At 72.2% G+C, this 17,532-nt stretch carries 11 protein-coding genes; 5 read left to right on the forward strand and 6 right to left on the reverse strand.

Translation table 11 applies throughout. The features are described from left to right. Positions 1 to 158: 158 nt before the first annotated feature. From ACWGJ2_RS12895 to ACWGJ2_RS12915, 5 genes are all read right to left on the reverse strand, one after another. The gene (locus ACWGJ2_RS12895) at positions 159 to 1,766 is read right to left on the reverse strand and encodes a glycoside hydrolase family 13 protein (RefSeq protein WP_453346093.1); all 1,608 of its coding nucleotides are present in this window, start codon (positions 1,764 to 1,766) and stop codon (positions 159 to 161) included. Positions 1,767 to 1,872: 106 nt separating this feature from the next. After that, entirely contained in the window at positions 1,873 to 2,811 is a 939-nt protein-coding gene (locus ACWGJ2_RS12900) for a carbohydrate ABC transporter permease (RefSeq protein WP_453346094.1), read from the reverse strand. Further along, complete coding sequence (locus tag ACWGJ2_RS12905; RefSeq protein WP_453346095.1) at positions 2,811 to 3,848, reverse strand: carbohydrate ABC transporter permease; 1,038 nt, start codon at positions 3,846 to 3,848, stop codon at positions 2,811 to 2,813. The genes ACWGJ2_RS12900 and ACWGJ2_RS12905 overlap by 1 nt, the downstream gene beginning before the upstream one ends. A gap of 5 nt (positions 3,849 to 3,853) precedes the next feature. Then, positions 3,854 to 5,212: an ABC transporter substrate-binding protein gene (locus ACWGJ2_RS12910; protein ID WP_453346096.1), complete on the reverse strand. Its 1,359-nt coding sequence runs from the start codon at positions 5,210 to 5,212 to the stop codon at positions 3,854 to 3,856. A 124-nt stretch (positions 5,213 to 5,336) separates the two neighbouring features. After that, complete coding sequence (locus ACWGJ2_RS12915) at positions 5,337 to 6,386, reverse strand: LacI family DNA-binding transcriptional regulator (protein ID WP_453346097.1); 1,050 nt, start codon at positions 6,384 to 6,386, stop codon at positions 5,337 to 5,339. Positions 6,387 to 6,510: 124 nt separating this feature from the next. On the opposite strand from ACWGJ2_RS12915, the gene ACWGJ2_RS12920 reads away from it, so the two are divergent. From ACWGJ2_RS12920 to ACWGJ2_RS12940, 5 genes are all read left to right on the forward strand, one after another. Further along, on the forward strand, positions 6,511 to 6,987 hold the full coding sequence (locus ACWGJ2_RS12920; protein WP_453346098.1) for a YchJ family protein: 477 nt from the start codon (positions 6,511 to 6,513) through the stop codon (positions 6,985 to 6,987). A gap of 149 nt (positions 6,988 to 7,136) precedes the next feature. Continuing rightward, positions 7,137 to 7,943 carry an SGNH/GDSL hydrolase family protein gene (locus tag ACWGJ2_RS12925; protein WP_453346099.1) on the forward strand — a complete coding sequence of 269 codons (807 nt, stop codon included), beginning with the start codon at positions 7,137 to 7,139 and terminating at the stop codon, positions 7,941 to 7,943. 661 nt (positions 7,944 to 8,604) lie between these two features. Next, on the forward strand, positions 8,605 to 10,248 hold the full coding sequence (locus ACWGJ2_RS12930) for a DUF6345 domain-containing protein (protein WP_453346100.1): 1,644 nt from the start codon (positions 8,605 to 8,607) through the stop codon (positions 10,246 to 10,248). A gap of 664 nt (positions 10,249 to 10,912) precedes the next feature. Next, positions 10,913 to 12,421: an amino acid permease gene (locus tag ACWGJ2_RS12935; protein WP_453346101.1), complete on the forward strand. Its 1,509-nt coding sequence runs from the start codon at positions 10,913 to 10,915 to the stop codon at positions 12,419 to 12,421. A 90-nt stretch (positions 12,422 to 12,511) separates the two neighbouring features. After that, positions 12,512 to 14,689: a glycosyltransferase family 39 protein gene (locus ACWGJ2_RS12940; protein WP_453346102.1), complete on the forward strand. Its 2,178-nt coding sequence runs from the start codon at positions 12,512 to 12,514 to the stop codon at positions 14,687 to 14,689. 49 nt (positions 14,690 to 14,738) lie between these two features. On the opposite strand, the gene ACWGJ2_RS12945 is transcribed toward ACWGJ2_RS12940, so the two are convergent. Then, complete coding sequence (locus ACWGJ2_RS12945; RefSeq protein WP_453346103.1) at positions 14,739 to 17,528, reverse strand: glycosyltransferase; 2,790 nt, start codon at positions 17,526 to 17,528, stop codon at positions 14,739 to 14,741. Positions 17,529 to 17,532 lie beyond the last annotated feature (4 nt).

A 17,532-nucleotide genomic window follows, 5' to 3' on the forward strand; every position in this document is an offset into this window, starting at 1 on the left:
GTTCGCCCGGCCGTTGTCGTTCCGGGGGAGGTCCGCTCGTTGGTCGTCTTCGCATCTGTCTCTCCTCCTGTTCGCTGTTCGCCGTGCGGGAGTGATCCGTGCTGTACGGAAGCGGGGCGGGGGCTGGGGCGGGGCGTCCGGCGTTCCGGCGGGACGCGTCAGGCGCGGAGCCAGGCCGCCGTGTCCCGGGGGAGGCGGCCGTCCCCGTCCAGGGGGCCGCTCGTGAGCAGGACGCCGGTGTGACCGGGGAGCGCGGTGGGCTCGTCGGCGAGGTTGACGACGCAGACGAGCCCTTCGGTACGGGTGAAGGAGAGGACGCCCCGCTCGGCGGGGAGCCAGCGCAGCGGCCCGTCTCCGAAGCCCGGTTCCGTGCGCCGGATGCGCAGGGCCGCGCGGTACAGGCTCAGCATCGAGCCGGGGTCAGCGGTCTGCCGGTCGGCGGCGTAGGACGGCCAGTCCTCGGGTTGCGGCAGCCACGGCTCGCCCGTCGAGCCGAATCCTGACCAGGGCGCGCCCTCGCTCCAGGGCAGCGGCACCCGGCAGCCGTCGCGTCCCGGGTCGGTGCCTCCGGTGCGGAAGTGCATCGGGTCCTGGATGCGGTCGCGGGGGATGTCGGCCTCGGGCAGGCCCAGCTCCTCGCCCTGGTAGAGGTACACGGAGCCGGGGAGGGCGAGGGAGAGCAGCGCCGCCGCGCGGGCTCTGCGGGTGCCGAGAGCCAGGTCGCTGGGGGTGCCGAACTCCTTGGCCGCGAAGTCGAATCCGGTGTCGGCACGGCCGTAGCGGGTGACGGTGCGTGTCACGTCGTGGTTGCACAGCACCCAGGTGGCCGGGGCACCGACGGGGGCGTGCTCGGCGAGGGTGTCGTCGATGGCGGCACGCAGCTTCACCGGGTCCCAAGGGCAGCTCATGAACGCGAAGTTGAAGGCGGTGTGCAGCTCGTCGGGGCGCAGATAGCGGGCGAAGCGCTCCGAGTCCGGCAGCCACACCTCGCCGACGAAGATGCCGCCGAACTCGTCGGCGACGGCACGCCACGAGCGGTAGATGTCGTGCAGCTCGTCGCGGTCGATGTAGGGGTGCGGATCCCTGCCTTCGACGAAGTCGGGCAGCGCGGGGTCCTTGGCGGGCAGCGCCGCCGAGTCGATACGTACGCCCGCCGCGCCGCGCTCGAACCAGAACCGCAGCACGTCCTCGTGCTCCTCGCGCACGGCGGGGTGCGCCCAGTTGAGGTCGGGCTGCTGCGGTGTGAACAGGTGCAGATACCACTCGCCGTCGGGCACCCGGGTCCACGTCTCACCGCCGAACTGCGAGGGCCAGTCGTTGGGCGGCAGCTCGCCGTGCTCCCCGCGCCCGGCCCTGAAGTGGAACAGCTCGCGCTCGGGGCTGCCGGGCCCGGCGGCCAGCGCGGCACGGAACCAGGGGTGCTGGTCGGAGACATGGTTGGGGACGATGTCGACGATGCTGCGGATGCCGAGCTGCCGTGCCTCGGCGATCAGCTTCTCCGCCTCGGCGAGGGTGCCGAACGCGGGGTCGATGGTGCGGTAGTCGGCCACGTCGTAGCCGCCGTCGGCGAGCGGGGAGAGGTACCAGGGCGTGAACCACAGCGCTTCGACGCCCAGTTCGGCGAGGTAGGGGAGCTTCGCCCGTACGCCCGCGAGGTCGCCGGTGCCGTCGCCGTCGCCGTCGGCGAAGCTGCGGACGTACACCTGGTAGATGGCGGCCGAGCGCCACCAGTCGTCGGTGGCCTCTGCCGGACGGTTCGCTGCCACGTGTGGGTCCTTTCGGGCGTGGGCGGTGGGCCCCGCGGCCTGTGCTCGCCGGGGACGGAGGGTGGGACGTGCGGTGTGGAGCGGGACGGCGCGACGGGGGAAGGGCTCAGCCCTTGGTGGCTCCGGCGCCGATGCCCGCGATGATGTGCCGCTGGAAGACGAGGAACAGCGTGACCATCGGGACGCTGGCGATGACCATGGCGGCGATGAGCTGGCTGAGCGGCATGGCCTGCGCCTGCTGGACGAGCGCGACGCTGATCGGCAGCTTGGTGGTGTCGGAGAAGACCATCAGCGGCCAGAGGAAGTCCTGCCAGACCGCGACCAGCGCGAAGATCGAGACCACGCCGAGCACGGGGCGCGACATGGGCAGCACGATCGACCAGAGTGTCCGCAGCCTGCCCGCGCCGTCGATCTCGGCGGCCTCCAGCACGTCGCGGGGCAACTGGTCGAAGAAGCGCTTGAGCAGGTAGAGGTTGAAGGCGTTGGCGACGGCGGGCAGCCAGATCGCCAGCGGGTCGTTGAGCAGGTTGGTGTGGATGAGCGGCAGATCGGCGACCGTCAGATACTTCGGTACGACCAGCGCCTGGCCCGGGACCATCAGCGTGGCCAGGATGCCGCCGAGTATCACCTTGGAGAAGGCGGGCTTCAGTCTGGAGAGCGCGTAGGCGGCGGCCGTGCAGAAGACGAGCTGGAGCAGCCACGCGCCCGACGCCTGGAGCACCGTGTTGGTGAGGTGTCTGGCCAGGCCCATGCTGGCCCACGCGTCGGCGTAGTTGGTGGGGTCGAACTTCTCCGGGAACAGCGTCGGCGGTGTGCGCACCAGCTCGTCCGGGTGCTTCGTCGCGCCGGAGACCATCCAGTAGACGGGGAAGAGGAAGGCCAGCGCGAAGGCGAGGACGACGCCGCTGAACACGCTCCAGTAGGCGGCCCTGCCCCGGCGGCTCGCGAGGGCGAGCGGCGAGACGAGGGTGCGCACGGCACGGGCCCGGTCCTGGGCGCTGGTTCCGGTTCTCGCACTTGCTCTTGCTCGGGTTCTGGCACTCATCAGTCCGGGTCTCCTGATCTGGTGAACCGCAGATAGAGCGCGGAGAAGGCGCTGAGCAGGGCGAGCAACAGCACGCTGAGCGCGCAGGCGCCGCCGAAGTCGTTGTAGAGGAAGGCGTACTTGTAGATGAGGTAGAGCACGGTGACCGTCGAGTTCTCCGGGCCGCCACCGGTGATCACGAACGGCTCGGTGAAGATCTGCATCGTCGCGATGATCTGAAGCAGCATCAGCATGAGGATGATGAAGCGGGTCTGCGGGACGGTGACGTGCCGTACGCGCTGCCAGATGTTCGCGCCGTCCAGCTCGGCCGCCTCGTACAGCTCGCCGGGTATGCCCTGGAGCGCGGCGAGGTAGATGAGGACGGTGCCGCCCATGTTGGCCCACGTCGCGACGATGACGAGGGAGACGAGGGCGGTGTCGGCGCCGTTGGACCAGTTCGAGGTCGGCAGGTGCAGGAAGCGCAGCGCCTCGTTGGCCAGCCCTGCGCCCGGATCGTAGAACCACTTCCACAGCAGTGCGCTGACCACGGGCGGGATCATGACGGGCAGATAGACCACGACGCGGAAGAACGCCCTGGCGTGCCGCAGTTCGTTGAGCACCAGCGCCATGAGGAACGGCACAGCGAACCCGATCAGCAGCGCGAGCACCGTGAAGGTGAGGGTGTTGCGCCAGGCGGCGGCGAACTCGGGGTCCTGGAAGACGCGGGTGAAGTTGGCGGTGCCGACCCACTCGGGGGCCGCGCCCGGGGTGTACTTCTGGAAGGCGATGACCACGGCGCGGATCGCCGGGTACCAGGAGAACAGCGCGAAGCAGAGCAGGCCGCCCGCCAGGAAGGCGTAGGCCCTGGCCTGGTCGCCGAGCCTGCGGCGCAGCCGCGCGCGCCGCCCGCCGGGTCCGGTTCCCTGCACAGGGCCGTGCCCGCTCCGGCCCCCGTGTCCCGCGCGACGGGAGGGCGGGGCGCCGGGGAGACCGGGTGCGGCGGACGGCGGCGGGGTCGCGTGGGCGGGGGGCGTCGAGCCGCCCTGGACGGTCTTCACCGGCCTCAGCCCCTGGCCAGCACGCCGTCGATCTTGCTGTCCGCTTCCTTGAGCAGCGCGTCGATGTCCGCGTCCTTCTTGGTGAGGACAGCGGAGACGGCGCCGTCGAGGACGGAGTAGATCTGCTGTGCTTTGGGCGGCTCGATCTTCATCGTCAGGTCCTGGTTGCCCTCGACGAACGAGCGGTAGTTGCCGACCGGCACGTTGGCGTACTTCTTCTTGATCTCCTGGTCCTTGGCATCGCTCTCGCCGCTCCACAGCCGTGGCTCGGGCAGGCCGACGGGCGTCTTGAGCTTCGCGGCACGCTCGTAGTCACCGAGGAAGCCCTGTCCTGGGGTCAGGAACATGTGGTCGATCCACTTCAGGCCCGCGCGGATCTGCTCCGGGCTGGCTTTCTTGTTGAACATGTAGCCGTCGCCGCCGATGAGCGTGCCCTCGCCGCCGGGCATGGGCGCCAGCGCCAGGTCCTTGTACGAGCCCTTGAACTGCTTGACGATCAGCGGGATGTTGTCGGGCGCCGCGAGGTACATGCCGAGCTTGCCCGAGCCCATCATCTGCTGGACGTCGTTGATGATGAGCAACTGCTTGCTGCCCATGGAGTCGTCGCGCCAGCGCATGTCCTTGAGGTTCTGGAGCCACGCCTTGCCCTCGGGGGTGTTGACGGTGGCCTTCTTGCCGTCCTCGCTGACGACGTCGCCGCCCTGTGCGTAGACGCCCGCGGTGAAGTGCCAGCCGCCCTGGTTCTGGGCGCTGTAGTCGGCGTAGCCGACGTAGTCCTTGCCGAGGCCCGCGATCTTCTTGGCGGCTGCCCTGACCTCTTCCCAGGTGGTGGGGGGTTTGTCGGGGTCGAGCCCGGCCTTCTCGAACAGCTCGCGGTTGTAGAGCAGGCCCATCGAGTAGTTGGTGCGGGGGATGCCGTAGACCTTGCCGTCGACCGTGTAGATGTCTTTGAGCTGCCGCTGGATGTCCTCGTACCCCTTCAGTTCCTTGAGGTACGGGGTCAGATCGGCGGCCTGGTCGATGTCGACGACGTGCTCGGCGTCGGTGAAGTACGTATAGAAGACGTCCTCCATCTGCCCGCCGGAGAGCTTCGCCTCGAAGGTCTTGGGGTCCTGGCAGGGGAAGGCGTCGTGGACGGTGACGTCGATGTCCGGGTTCAGCTTCTCGAACCGCGCGACGTCCTGCTCGAAGATCTTCCGGTCGGTCTTGGCGCTCTTGGGCGGCATGCAGTTGGCGGTGATACGGGTCTTGCCCCCTGCCGCGTCGTCACCGCCGGCGCCGCACCCGGCGAGGGCCAGCACCAGCGCGGACGCGGTCAGCGGGACGAGGACGATACGCGTACGGCCGAACCCGGAGCTTCTCATCGGTGGACCCCTCTTGGGCAGGAGCGTGGGAAGCCCACAGCCCAACGCTGTGTGGCGGGCCACACTCAAGCACCGCCCACAGAAGAGCGCAAGATGTCGCGCGAGAAGTGAAATTGCCTGACAACTACCTGAGGGAGTTCCGCGAGACCTGTGCCGTAGAGCCGCGCACCACCAGTTCCGGCTCGAAGAGCAGCTCGCCCGGCGGCACCGAACCGCCCTGGATCTGCGCCGTCAGCATCTCCACCGCGGCCCGTCCCATCGCCTCGATGGGCTGGTGCACCGTGGTCAGCGGCGGCTCGGTGCAGCTCATGAAGGCCGAGTCGTCATAGCCGACGACCGACACGTCACCCGGCACGTCGAGACCCCGCCGCCGCGCGGCGCGCACGGCCCCCAGCGCGAGCGGGTCGCTGGCGCACACCAGGCCCGTCACGCCGCGCGCGAGCAGCCGCGATGCCGCGGCCTGGCCGCCTTCGAGGGAGAACAGGGCCCGCTCCACATACTCGTCGGGCAGCTCCCCGGCCGCCGTGCCCGTACCCGCCCCCGTGCCCGCACTGGCGCGGGCGCACGCGCGGGCCGCGGCCAGCTTGCGCTGCGAGGGCACATGGTCGGACGGGCCGAGCACCAGACCGATGTGCTCGTGCCCGAGCGAGACCAGGTGCCGCCACGCCTGCTCGACGGCCACCGCGTCGTCGCAGGCCACGCAGGGGAAGTCGAGGTGCTCGATGGCCGCGTTGATGAGGACGGCGGGGATCTTGCGCTCCGCCAACTGCTGGTAGTGGCCGTGCGGCGCGCTCGCCTGCGCGAACAGCCCGCCCGCGAACACCACGCCCGACACCTGCTGCTGGAGCAGCAGTTCCACGTAGTCCGCCTCGGACACGCCGCCCTTGGTCTGGGTGCACAGCACGGGGGTGAGGCCCTGCTGCGCGAGGGCGGCGCCGATCACCTCGGCGAAGGCGGGGAAGATCGGGTTCTGCAACTCGGGGAGGACGAGGCCGACGAGCCGGGCCCGCTCGCCGCGCAACTGCGTCGGCCGCTCGTACCCGAGCACGTCCAGCGCCGACAGTACGGCCTGCCGCGTCGCGTCGGAGACCCCCGGCTTGCCATTGAGGACCCGGCTGACCGTGGCCTCGCTGACCCCGACCTTCTTCGCCACCTGAGCAAGTCGTCGCGTCATGAACGCAAGAATAACGCAACCTATGCAAGTGGCTTAAGCGGCTTGAGCAAGTGGCACAAGCGGCTGCGCGGCGTTCCACGGGGGTGTGGGGGAGTGATGCGTACCGGTGCCGCATCATGAGGCCATGTCCAGGAAGAGTCCCCGCAGGTCCCGGCGTCCCGCCCGCTCAGCCGCCTCCGCTCCCGCGCCCGCCCGCGCCCTCGCCCAGGAGGCGCCGTGCCCCTGCGGGCTGCCTGCCGCGTACGGGGAGTGCTGCGGGCGGTGGCACGCGGGACAGGGCGCCGCGCCGACGGCCGAGGCGCTGATGCGCTCCCGGTACGCCGCGTTCGCCGTGCGCGACGAGCCGTACCTGCTGCGCACCTGGCACCCGCGCACCCGCCCCGGACGCCTCGGCCTGGACCCCGCCATGCGGTGGACGGGCCTGGAGATCCTGGAGACCACGGGCGGCAGCGGCTTCCACACCGAGGGCACCGTCACCTTCCGCGCCCGCTTCACCGCCGGTGGCGAGGCCGGGTCCGAGGCCGGGTCCCTCCACGAGTGCAGCCGTTTCGTGCGGCACGAGGGCGCGTGGGTGTACCTGGACGCGGTCTTCGCCGAGTAGCGCGCCGCCCGCCCTCACCTCCTCTGAGCCCGACTTCCGTGTGGCGCGCGCGAGTTGGGGCTACGCGCGTTGCGTGATGTGACATGAACACGTCTCGCGATGGGTATTCGGTCTTCCAACTACCCCCCACAACACCCATACGAGGTGCCATGAAGCCGCAAAGATGGGCGGCTGCCGCAGCAGCCGCAGCCGCGTTCTTCGGACTCACCCTCACCGCGGGCGCCACTCCCGCCGCCGCCCAGGAGGCGGCCCCCGCCTATGTCGCACTCGGCGACTCCTACTCCTCCGGAGTCGGCGCGGGCGACTACGACCCCGACAGTGGCGACTGCAAACGCAGCGCCAACGCCTACCCCCAGCTCTGGAGCGCGGCGAACGCGCCCTCCTCCTTCGACTTCGTCGCCTGCTCGGGCGCGACGACCGACGATGTGCTCTCCGGCCAGCTCGACGCGCTGAGCGACGCGACGGGCGTGGTCAGCATCAGCATCGGCGGCAACGACGTCGGCTTCGCCGACACCATGACCACCTGCGCGCTCAACGGTGAGGCCGCCTGCCTGGAGCGGGTGGCCGAGGCCCGCGCGTATGTGACCGACACCCTCCCCGCACGCCTCGACGGTGTCTACGACGCCATCAAGGCCAAGGCGCCCTCGGCGAAGGTCGTCGTCCTGGGGTACCCGCGCTTCTACCAGCTCGAAGGGTCGTGCGACGCGGGCCTGAGCGAGGCGTCGCGGGCCGCCATCAACTCCGCCGCCGACGACCTCAGCACCGTGACCCAGGACCGCGCCACCAGTCACGGGTTCAGCTACGGCGACCTGCGCCCGGCCTTCACCGGGCACGAGATCTGCTCGTCGGACTGGTGGCTCCACAGCGTCAGCGTCCCCGACGTCGGCCAGTCCTACCACCCCACGGAAGAGGGCCAGTCCGGCGGCTACTACACCGTCATGGAGGGGCTGGTCTAGGGGGTGTCTTCGGAGTCCCGTCTGGGTCGCGGGGCCTGGCACGCACGCTCGCGACGTTGTCGGTCGTCAGCGCAGCCCTCCCCCAGGCCCTGCGGGCTGGGCGGTGCCCCCTGCGCTTTCCTCCCTCCGCCTTGCGACCGCACGCACCAGACCCCGTGACCCCCGGCCTGGCGGCCGGACGACGCTACTCCGAAGACACCCCCTGGCCGTACGGGGGCGCCCGGAATCCCTGTGGGCGCCTTCTTCGCCCGCCCGGCCTTCGGGTTCCGTGCCGCCTAACGGGCCGTCGGGGACAGCGGTCGTGACCGTCGTCCCCGACGGCAACGGCGTTCCGGAAACCGGCCATCCGGCCGGAAGTTGCCCGTCGGCCGAAGTGGACCCGTGGCAGGGGCCACGCGTCCGGCGGGCCGGACGCGTCCCGTCTCGGCTCCTTCACGCGGACGCGCCCCGGCGTTCGCGGAACCGGCGCCTCCGCCCCCTGTGACGGTCGCTTCACCAGTACCCGCGCGATGCCTGAGATGCCGCTCCGACCAGCCGGAACACGCCCTTGTGACCCCCTTGCCCCGGTGACATGCTGCGCCCCCGCCCCGGCAAGCGACCGGGTGGACTTCCGATGCCCGGCGGGTGACCGGCCGGGGCTCGTCCCGGAGGGGGAGACACCATGCGCATGATCTACTCCGACAGGGGGCCGTCGCCGCTCGACGTGCAGAAGCCGACGGGCGAGCGGGACTCCACCGCGGGGAAGTGGGGCGCGTTCAGCATCGAGACCTTCGCGAGTGCGAGTTCGCTGCGCCTGACGCACGAGGACGCGACGGGCTTCCTCGACTACCTGTTGCAGTTCAGCGACCGCAACTTCTGGTTCGCCGACTCCGGCGTCGCCGTGTGGGCCTACGAGGAGACGTACGACAACTGGCAGGACCGCTACGGCATGGACGCCGTCATGGCCGCCTACCACTCGGGCCACGGCACGATGCTCGGCGACGGCACCTTCGTCGCACCGATGGGCGCGAAGTGGGACAACCGCACCGACGCACGCTCGAACACGATGAAGCTGGGCAACGAGAAGGTCAACTACGTCTTCTGGTCGACCTGTCTCTCGTGCCGCGTCCTCGACGGACACAGCCCCGTCCGCACCTGGGGAGGCCCCAACCTCGGCTTCCGGATGCTCTTCGGCTTCGAGACCGTCAGCATCGACAACGCCAACTACGGCAAGTTCTTCTGGGAGGAGTGGCGGAAGAACAAGACGTTCGCGCAGGCGTGGCTGGACGCGAGCTGGCGCATCTACACGCGCCAGGCACCCTCCGTCACCGCGTGCGGCGCCACCCGCGACGAGGCCGTCAACAGGCTCAACACCGAACGGCTGCTCTCCGCCGACCACGTGCACGACGACTGGTACGCGTGGCGCTGGTACAACGCGAGCACCAGCGTGCGGGAGGCGACGCTCGACGTGCCGTCGCAGCCCTCGGTCGTCGAGCTGGCGCCGCGCAGCCCCAGCGAGGAACTGGCGGCGCTCGGACAGCGCGCCGACTTCGGGCAGCGGTCGCTCGCCGAGGTGGAGATCGACCGGCTCGGCGTCGCGAGCGCCACCGAGGGCGAACGGCAGATCGCCACGGGCCCGCAGGCCAGCCGCTGGCTCAAGCTCGCCGACGCGAACCTCGCGAACCGCGAGGCCATCGACGAGGAGCGCGCCATCGACATCGCCCGTGACTTCGCGCGGCGGCAGCACGAGCAGGGACTGGGACAGGGAGCGGGACAGGACGGCGACCTCGTCCTCGACGGCGTCCACCACCTGATGCAGTGCTGCGGCAGCAAGGACGGCGCGATCGAGAAGCCGCAGCGTCTGGAGACACTGGTGACGTTCCGGCAGACGTTCGACGGCATCCCCGTCGTCACGCCCGGCCGCGGCGAGATACGGGTCTCCGTCGACAACGACGGCACGATCGTCTCCGCGCAGCTCTCCACCCGCGAGGCGGTCCGCACCAGCGGGCGGCTGAAGACGGCGGCCATCGAGCCGTCGCCCCAGGGCCAGGGAGCGAAGCTCCCCAGCGGCTCGACGCCGCCCCTCACCCCGCCCGAGGAGGCGCTCGACGCGGCCCAGGCGCGACTGATCGCCGAACTGGACATCCGTACCCCGGCGGACGGCGGCATCGGGCGCGGCGCGCCGGTCGAGGTGCCGGGCAGCAAGGAGGTCGGCTACGAGATCGAGGGCAACGAGGCGTATCTCGCGGCCCGCAAGCTCGTCGAGTTCACCGACGACAACGGCTACGTCTCCCGCCACTGGGTCGTGGCTCCGCTGGCCCGGTAGCGGACGCCAGGGGCCCGGCGCCGGACGCCGGTCCGGGCCCGCGGAACCAGAGGCCGCACGGAACCGGAGGCCGCACGGGCTGGGCGTGCGGCCTCCTCGCGTGCGCGGGCATGTGCGCGCGGACGGCAGGGGTGACGGGAGTGGCAGGGGCGGCCCGTCCCTGACCGGCCCCGGCCCCGGCCCCGGCGCCGGCGCCGGGTGCGAGGTGTGGGGTGCGAGGTGCCCGAGGGCGCACGGGCGCCCGGCACCCGACGCCGCTTCGCGCCCGGTCGGACCCCGTCGCGCCGGGGGCCGTCCCGGGCCTGACATGGGCCCGCACTCGGTGGGGCTCCTTCGCGCCGGGGCGGGCCCGGTGCCCGGCTCGTGCGCTCCGGGCTGCCCCCGGAGCCGTCCCGACGTCGCCTCCGGCTGCGCTCCGCAACGAATCCACGGTCCCGCCTCCGTCGGCGCAATGATCATCCGGCGATGCGCAAGGGTGGTGCGTTACCCGCGCGCAGGCCCAGCTCATAGGGTCGTGCGCTGTACGTGGAGTGGCGGGGACCGTCGGCTCGGCGGTTCCCCAGCGCGCTTCGTCCGCCGAGGCGCGCGGGCCGCCGTGCGCTGTGCGCCGTGTGGCGCGAGGCGGTCCGCGCCGCCCGACCGGCAGCGATGAAGGAGCCCCCGCGTGTTGGACCACAGCGCCACGCCGCCCGCCCGAGACGACACCGGAGGCGAGGGGCCCGGGGGAGACCCGGCAGGCCGCCCAGGCGGCGCGCCGGACCCCGGGCGACCCGGGCCCCTCGCGCGGGTCATGCGGCGCAAGCCCGTCGAGGCGCTGATCGCCGACGGCGGCAAGGGCGAGGGCGGCACCCTGCGCCGCTCCCTGGGCATGTGGCAGCTCACGATGATCAGCATCGGCGCGACGCTGGGCACCGGCATCTTCGTCGTCCTGGGCGAGGCCGTGCCGGACGCGGGCCCCGCCGTCACGCTCTCCTTCGTCATCGCGGGGCTCACCGCGCTCTCCTACGCCGAGCTGGCGGGCACCATCCCGGTCTCCGGCTCCTCCTACTCGTACGCCTACGCCACCCTCGGCGAACTCGTCGCCTGGATCTGCGGCTGGTGTCTGATCCTGGAGTACGGGGTCTCCGTCGCCGCCGTGGCCGTCGGCTGGGGCGACTACCTCAACGAACTCCTGCGCGGCACCCTCGGCTTCACCATCCCCGCCGCGCTCGCCGCGCCCCCGGGCGACGGCGGCGTCTTCAACCTGCCCGCGCTGCTCGTCGTCCTCCTCGCGATGGCGTTCCTCCTGGGCGGGGCCCGCGAGAGCGCCCGCGCCAACACCGTCATGGTCGTCGTGAAGATCCTCGCGCTGCTGCTGTTCTGCGCTGTGGCCTTCGCGGGCGTACGCGCAGGCAACTACACGCCCTTCATGCCGCTCGGCATGGCCGGGGTCAGCGCGGCCGGTGCCACCCTCTTCTTCTCGTACATCGGCTTCGACGCCGCCTCGACGGCGGGCGAGGAGGCCACGAACCCGCAGCGCGACCTGCCCCGCGCGATCATCCTCTCCCTCGTCATCGTGACCGCGCTCTACGTGCTCGTCGCCGCCGTCGCCGTCGGCGCGCACCCGTGGCGGGACTTCGAGGGCTCGGAGGCCGCGCTCGCCGGAATCCTCACCTCCGTCACCGGGCACGAGTTCTGGGCGGTGCTGCTCGCGGCCGGAGCCGTCGTGGCCATCGCCAGCGTCGTGCTCACCGTGCTCTACGGGCAGACCCGCGTCCTCTTCGCGATGTCGCGCGACGGACTCGTGCCCGCCTTCCTGTCCAGGGTCCACCCGCGCACGGGCGCGCCGCGCGCCAACACCGTCGTCGTCTCGCTCTTCTGCGGCGCGCTCGCCGCCGCCGTGCCGCTCGGGCGGCTGGCCGACGCCACCAGCATCGGCACCCTCTTCGCCTTCGCGCTCGTCAACATCGCCGTGCTGGTGCTGCGCCGTACCCGCCCGTCGATGCCCCGCGCCTTCCGCGCCCCGTTGGCCCCGCTCACCCCGCTGCTGGGGCTCGGGCTGTGCCTGTGGATGATGGGCAGCCTCGACGAGGCGACGTGGGTGGTCTTCGGCGTGTGGATGGCCGCAGGGCTCGCGCTGTACTTCGGGTACGGGGTGCGCAGGTCCAGGCTGGCGGCGACGACGGAGAAGTGAGCTGTGCGCGAGCTGTGAATCCGCTGTCTCTCATGCGGGGGAAAGCTCCGGCACAGCGCCCTGACAGGGAAGAACGCGAGTCTTCCTGGCATGGCACACGCGACACAGTCCTCACCGCCCGCCACTCCGGGGGGCGCGAGAAGGCTCCTCCTGGGGCATCCCAACGATCCACGGTGGGCCCGGCCCGCGCTGTGGGCGGTCCTCGCCCTCGCCGCGGTCCTCTACCTGTGGAACCTGTCCTCGGTCGGACAGGCGAACTCCTTCTACACCGCCGCCGTCTACAGCGGCACCCAGAGCTGGAAGGCGTTCTTCTTCGGAGCCCTCGACGCGGGCAGCTTCATCACGGTGGACAAGCCACCGTTCGCGCTGTGGGTGATGGGGCTCTCGTGCCGCGTCCTCGGCTTCGGCACCTGGCAGATGATGCTGCCCATGGCGGCGGCAGGGGTGGCGTCGGTCGCCCTGCTGTACCGCATGGTGCGCAGCGGCTTCGGACACGTCGCGGCGACCGTCGCCGCGCTCGTCCTGGCCCTGACGCCCATGACGGTGGCGATCACGCGGGACAACAACCCGGACCCGGTCCTGGTGCTGCTCATGCTCATCGGCGCCACGGGCACGCTGCGGGCCATCCGGCGCGGCACGCTGCTGCCGCTGGTGTGGGCCGCGGTGGCCATCGGCTTCGCCTTCAACACCAAGATGCTCCAGGCGTACATCGTGCTGCCCGCCTTCTTCCTCGCCTACGTGGTGGCGGCCCGCGCCTCCCTGGGCAGGCGGCTGCGCAACCTGGCGGTGGCGGCGGTCGCGCTCGTGGTCTCCAGCGGCTGGTGGATGTTCGTCGTCGACCGGGTCCCGGCCGACAGCCGCCCGTACATCGGCGGCAGCACGGACAACACGGTCTGGGACCTGGTCATCGGCTACAACGGCCTCGGCCGCGTCTTCGGCGAGAGCGGCGGCCAGGGCGGCGGTGGCGGTGGCGGCGGTCAGGGCGGCGGTTTCGGCGGACAGGCCGGGATCGGACGGCTCTTCAACGACATCGTGGGCGGCCAGATCTCCTGGCTGATCCCCTTCGCCGCCGTCGCCCTGGTGGCCGCGCTGATCTTGCGCGCACGACGCCCGCGCACCGACGTCCAGCGTGCGTCGCTGCTCCTGTGGGGCGGCTGGCTCGTCCTGCACTACCTGGTCTTCAGCCTCTCCGAGGGCACCTTCCACCCGTACTACGTGACCGCCATGGCCCCCGCCATCGCGGCGCTGTGCGGCGCGGGCGGGGTGGCGTTGTACCGCGCCTTCAGGCACCGGGGCGCGCGGTGGGCGTGGGTGCTGCCCGTCGCCGTCGCGGGGACGGCGGCGTGGGCGATCGTGCTGCTGGCCCGTACGGACGGCTGGAACGCGTGGCTGATGCCCGCCATCGGCGTCGCCGGTGCGGTCGCGGTGGCCGCGCTGCTGGTCTCGCGCTTCGGGCGCGGCGTCGGCAGGGGGGTGCGGCGGGGCAGGCTGATGGCGGTCGCGGTGCTCGCCTCACTGGTGGCGATGCTGGCGGGGCCGACCGCGTACGCGGTCTCCACCACGGTGTCCTCGGGCGGCGGCATGAACGGCACCAACCCGACGGCCGGTCCCAGCACGGGCGGCGGCATGGGCGGCCCCGGCGGCGGCATGGGCGGCCCGGGTGGTCAGGCGGGCCGGAGCGGTGGTCCTGGCGGCGGCTCGGGCGGTGCGCCCTCCGGCGGTGCGCCCTCCGGGGGTGCGCCGGGTGACGGGCAGCGGAGCGGCGGCATGGGCCAGCCCCCCTCGGGCGGCGAGAGCGGCCAGAGCGGCAAGGGCAGCGGCGGAAAGGGCGGCGGTCCCGGTGGTGACGTCAGCTCCGCGATGCTCTCGTACCTCAAGAAGCACCAGGACGGCGCCACCTGGCTGGTGGCCGTGTCCAACGACCAGCCGGCCTCGTCCATCATCCTGTCGAGCGGCCGGCCTGCACTCTCCATGGGCGGCTGGACCGGCAGCGACAAGGCCATGACGCTGACCAAGCTGAAGGCGCTGGTGAAGGAGGGCAAGCTGCACTACATCATGCTGGGCAGCAGCGGAGGCGGCCCCGGCGGCGGCACCGACACCGAGGTGAGCGACTGGGTCGAGAAGCACGGCTCCAAGGTGTCCTCCGACGCGTACAGCGGCTCCAGCGGCTCCAGTTCCGGCGACTCCGGCTCCGGTTCCAGCTCCGAGAAGTCCGGTTCCTCGTCGAGCGGCTCCCTCTACCGGCTGGACGCCTCCGACGTGAACTGACCCCGCCCGACGCACCAGCGCGCCGCCGCACGGCGCTGGCCCGTACCGCTCAGGAGGACAGGAAGCGGTTCAGGACCTGCGCCGTGCGGCGGCCGTCGTGGTGTGCGCGGGCGAAGTCGGCGGCGGCTGTGCCCAGCCTGGCGGCCTCCTCGCGGTCGTCGAGCAGGGACTCCAGGGCCGGACGCAGCCCGTCGGCCGTCGTGTTGACGACGGGCACCTCGCTGCCGACGGCTTTGGCGACCGCCTCGCTCAGGAACGCCACCACCGGCTTGCCCGCGGCCATCCCCTCGCAGCCGAACGTCCCGTAGCTGCCGACGGCGAACTGGTCCACGACGATGTCCGCCTCCCGCACCATGCCCCGCATCCTCGGCCAGGGCACGCCCTCCGCCAGCCGGAAGTCGATCGCACCGCGCTCGTGCAGGTCCTGGAGCACAGGGAGCACGCGCTCGGTGCCCTTCGTCCAGCGCTTCGAGGGTGCGTGCAGGACGACGGGACGCCTGCGCCGCAGCACCGGGCGGTCACACGCCCAGGCGTCCACGTCGATGACGAGCGGCGCCCACACGGCCCACGGGGGAAGGTCGTCCAGCAGGTCGGGCGTGGTCGCGAAGAGCGGGAGGCCGCTCTGCTCGGCCACGTCGCGGTTGCGCTCGGCCTTCTTGACGAGCGCCTCCGTCAGCCCCTCGGGCGCGTCGTGGAAGAGCGAGTGCGGATGCTGATCCATGTGCCGCAGCGGGTGCCGCACCTCGCTGCCGTGCGCGAGCAGCGCGACCTTGATCCCGGCCCGGCGCAGCGCGGGCAGGTCCCCGGCGATGTGGTTGCCGTTGAGTGTGCCGAGCACGGGGCGGAAGGCGTCGGCGAGCAGATGGGTGTAGCCGCCGAGCACCCGCCGGACCTGGTCGAGCTGCACGTCGAGCCGGTTCAGGTGGCGGTTGTCGAGCAGTACGTCGGAGGGGTAGCCGAAGGAGCCGGACGACGTGGCCGTGAACACCTCGGCGGACACATCGGGGCGCGCGTCGCACACCGCCCTGGCGAACGAGGCGAGCTGGCCCGCGTAGTTGGCGGGGCCGAGTCCGAGGCGTACCGGCGTGCTGCTGAGCTTGGCCCAGCCGCGCGGGGCGGCGGGTGTGGACGCGGTGGGGGAGAGGCCGGTGTCCGTGGCCGCCGTTTCGGGCTCAGGGGCGGGTTCCGGGTGCGCGGTTTCGGGCTCCGGGACCGGTGTCGGTACGGGCTCGTGTCCGGTGATCTCGCGGTAGAGGTCCAGCAGACCGGCCGCCTGGTGCCCCCAGGACAGCTCCTCGCGCACCGGCCCCGTGATCCGTCGCATCAGCACACCCAGCGAAGCTGTCGCCTCGCGTACGGCCTCGGCCAGGGAGCCGGTCTCCTCGGGGTCGAAGACGACGCCCGCCCCGTGCGCCGCCACGTGCTCCCGTGCCGTGCGCACCTCGCCGACCACCAGGGGGAGGCCCGCGCGCAGATACGCGGCGCACTCGTCCGGCAGCGTCAGCTCGCGCTGCGATGTGCGCCGAGCGCAGACCAGGCCGAGGTCGGCGGAGGCGAGAAAGCGCGGGTCGTGCGGGTGTGCGCAGTCCTCGCCGGTACGGGGCACGGTGTGCACCCGGTCGCGTACGCCCAGGGACCCGGCCAGGGCCAGCAGTTCCTCCCACCCGGCGTTCCCGGCGTCCCCGGCGTCCTCCGCCTCCCCGCTCCCGTCGTGCACGAGCGCGAGGTGGTGTTCGGGGAGGCCGGGCAGCGCGCCGACGACCGTGTCGAGCCCGTGCCCAGGCCCGACGTCGCCCGCGTGGACGAGAAGGGGCACACCGGCCCGCAGCCCGCACACCTCGCGAACGGATACGTGGGATCCGTCGGACCCGTCGGACCCGGCCGTGGACACCCCGACGCGCGGCATGTCCCGTACCACCAGCGGCTCCTTGCCGAGCCCGTGGTCCGTGTGCAGCGTCTCCGCGATCTCGGGCGAGGGCGCGACCACCCCGTGCGCGCGACGGATGAACTCGCGCTCGGCCGACCTGCCCGCGCTCCAGCGGTGCGCGTCCGTCCACGCGGCGCCCCGCGCGTAGTCGTGGGCGTCGTACACCCAGGCGCAGCGGCGCCCCCGCGCCCTCAGCCGTGCCGCGCTCAGCGCGGCGGTGGCGAGCACGGGCGCCCCGGCGGCGTGGATGAGGTCGGGCTCGGTCTCCTCGACGGCGGGGCCGAACGCGAGGTCCAGGTCCAGGAGTTCCGGGCAGTCCTCGCGCCAGTGGCCGCTGGGGCGTGCCCGTCCCGGAGCGTGCCGCTCCTCCCAGTGGTAGGCGCGCATCCGCATCCGGTGGGCGCCGTCCCGCACCCGTACGCGTGACGTGTGCAGACACCTCACCGCCGCTGCCGCCACGCGCAGCATCTTCCCGCCCGCGAGGCCGCGCGCGGGGTCTTCGGCGTCCTGCGCCGCGTACGTCCAGCCCACCCGCGCGGAGTTCTCCCGTACCCACGCCGCGTGCGCCGCGCGGCGGCGCGCCAGCGAAGCGGCCGTGCGCAGCCCCGGCTGGGTGAGCCTGCGGCGCAGGCGGCGGCGCTGCTGTGCCGCCTCGGCCCTGACGCGCATCGCGTCGCCGACCGGGACCCGGACCAGGGAGACGGGCCCGAGCGCGGAGCGCGTCGGCGCATCCCCCGTGCCCCCACCTCCGCCCCCGCCCCCACTCGCGCCCGTATCCGTAACCCGGGTGAACAGGGTGACGTCCCAGCCGTCGGCGGCGGCGCTGAGCGCGGTCTTGTGGGCCCGGGACCCTTCGGCGAAGCCTTCGGCCACGATGACGGCCAGCCGCGGCCGGGACTCGGAGAGCGTCATACGG

This window comes from Streptomyces sp. NPDC054796, from assembly GCF_053611545.1.

What these genes read in the sequence shown, in the direction of transcription:
- ACWGJ2_RS12925 (WP_453346099.1), top strand. Translation starts at nt 7,137, where the DNA reads ATGAAGCCGCAAAGATGGGCGGCTGCCGCAGCAGCCGCAGCCGCGTTC.
- ACWGJ2_RS12915 (WP_453346097.1), bottom strand. Translation starts at nt 6,386, where the DNA reads ATGACGCGACGACTTGCTCAGGTGGCGAAGAAGGTCGGGGTCAGCGAG.
- ACWGJ2_RS12920 (WP_453346098.1), top strand. Translation starts at nt 6,511, where the DNA reads ATGTCCAGGAAGAGTCCCCGCAGGTCCCGGCGTCCCGCCCGCTCAGCC.
- ACWGJ2_RS12930 (WP_453346100.1), top strand. Translation starts at nt 8,605, where the DNA reads ATGCGCATGATCTACTCCGACAGGGGGCCGTCGCCGCTCGACGTGCAG.
- ACWGJ2_RS12945 (WP_453346103.1), bottom strand. Translation starts at nt 17,528, where the DNA reads ATGACGCTCTCCGAGTCCCGGCCGCGGCTGGCCGTCATCGTGGCCGAA.
- ACWGJ2_RS12940 (WP_453346102.1), top strand. Translation starts at nt 12,512, where the DNA reads ATGGCACACGCGACACAGTCCTCACCGCCCGCCACTCCGGGGGGCGCG.
- ACWGJ2_RS12910 (WP_453346096.1), bottom strand. Translation starts at nt 5,212, where the DNA reads ATGAGAAGCTCCGGGTTCGGCCGTACGCGTATCGTCCTCGTCCCGCTG.
- ACWGJ2_RS12900 (WP_453346094.1), bottom strand. Translation starts at nt 2,811, where the DNA reads ATGAGTGCCAGAACCCGAGCAAGAGCAAGTGCGAGAACCGGAACCAGC.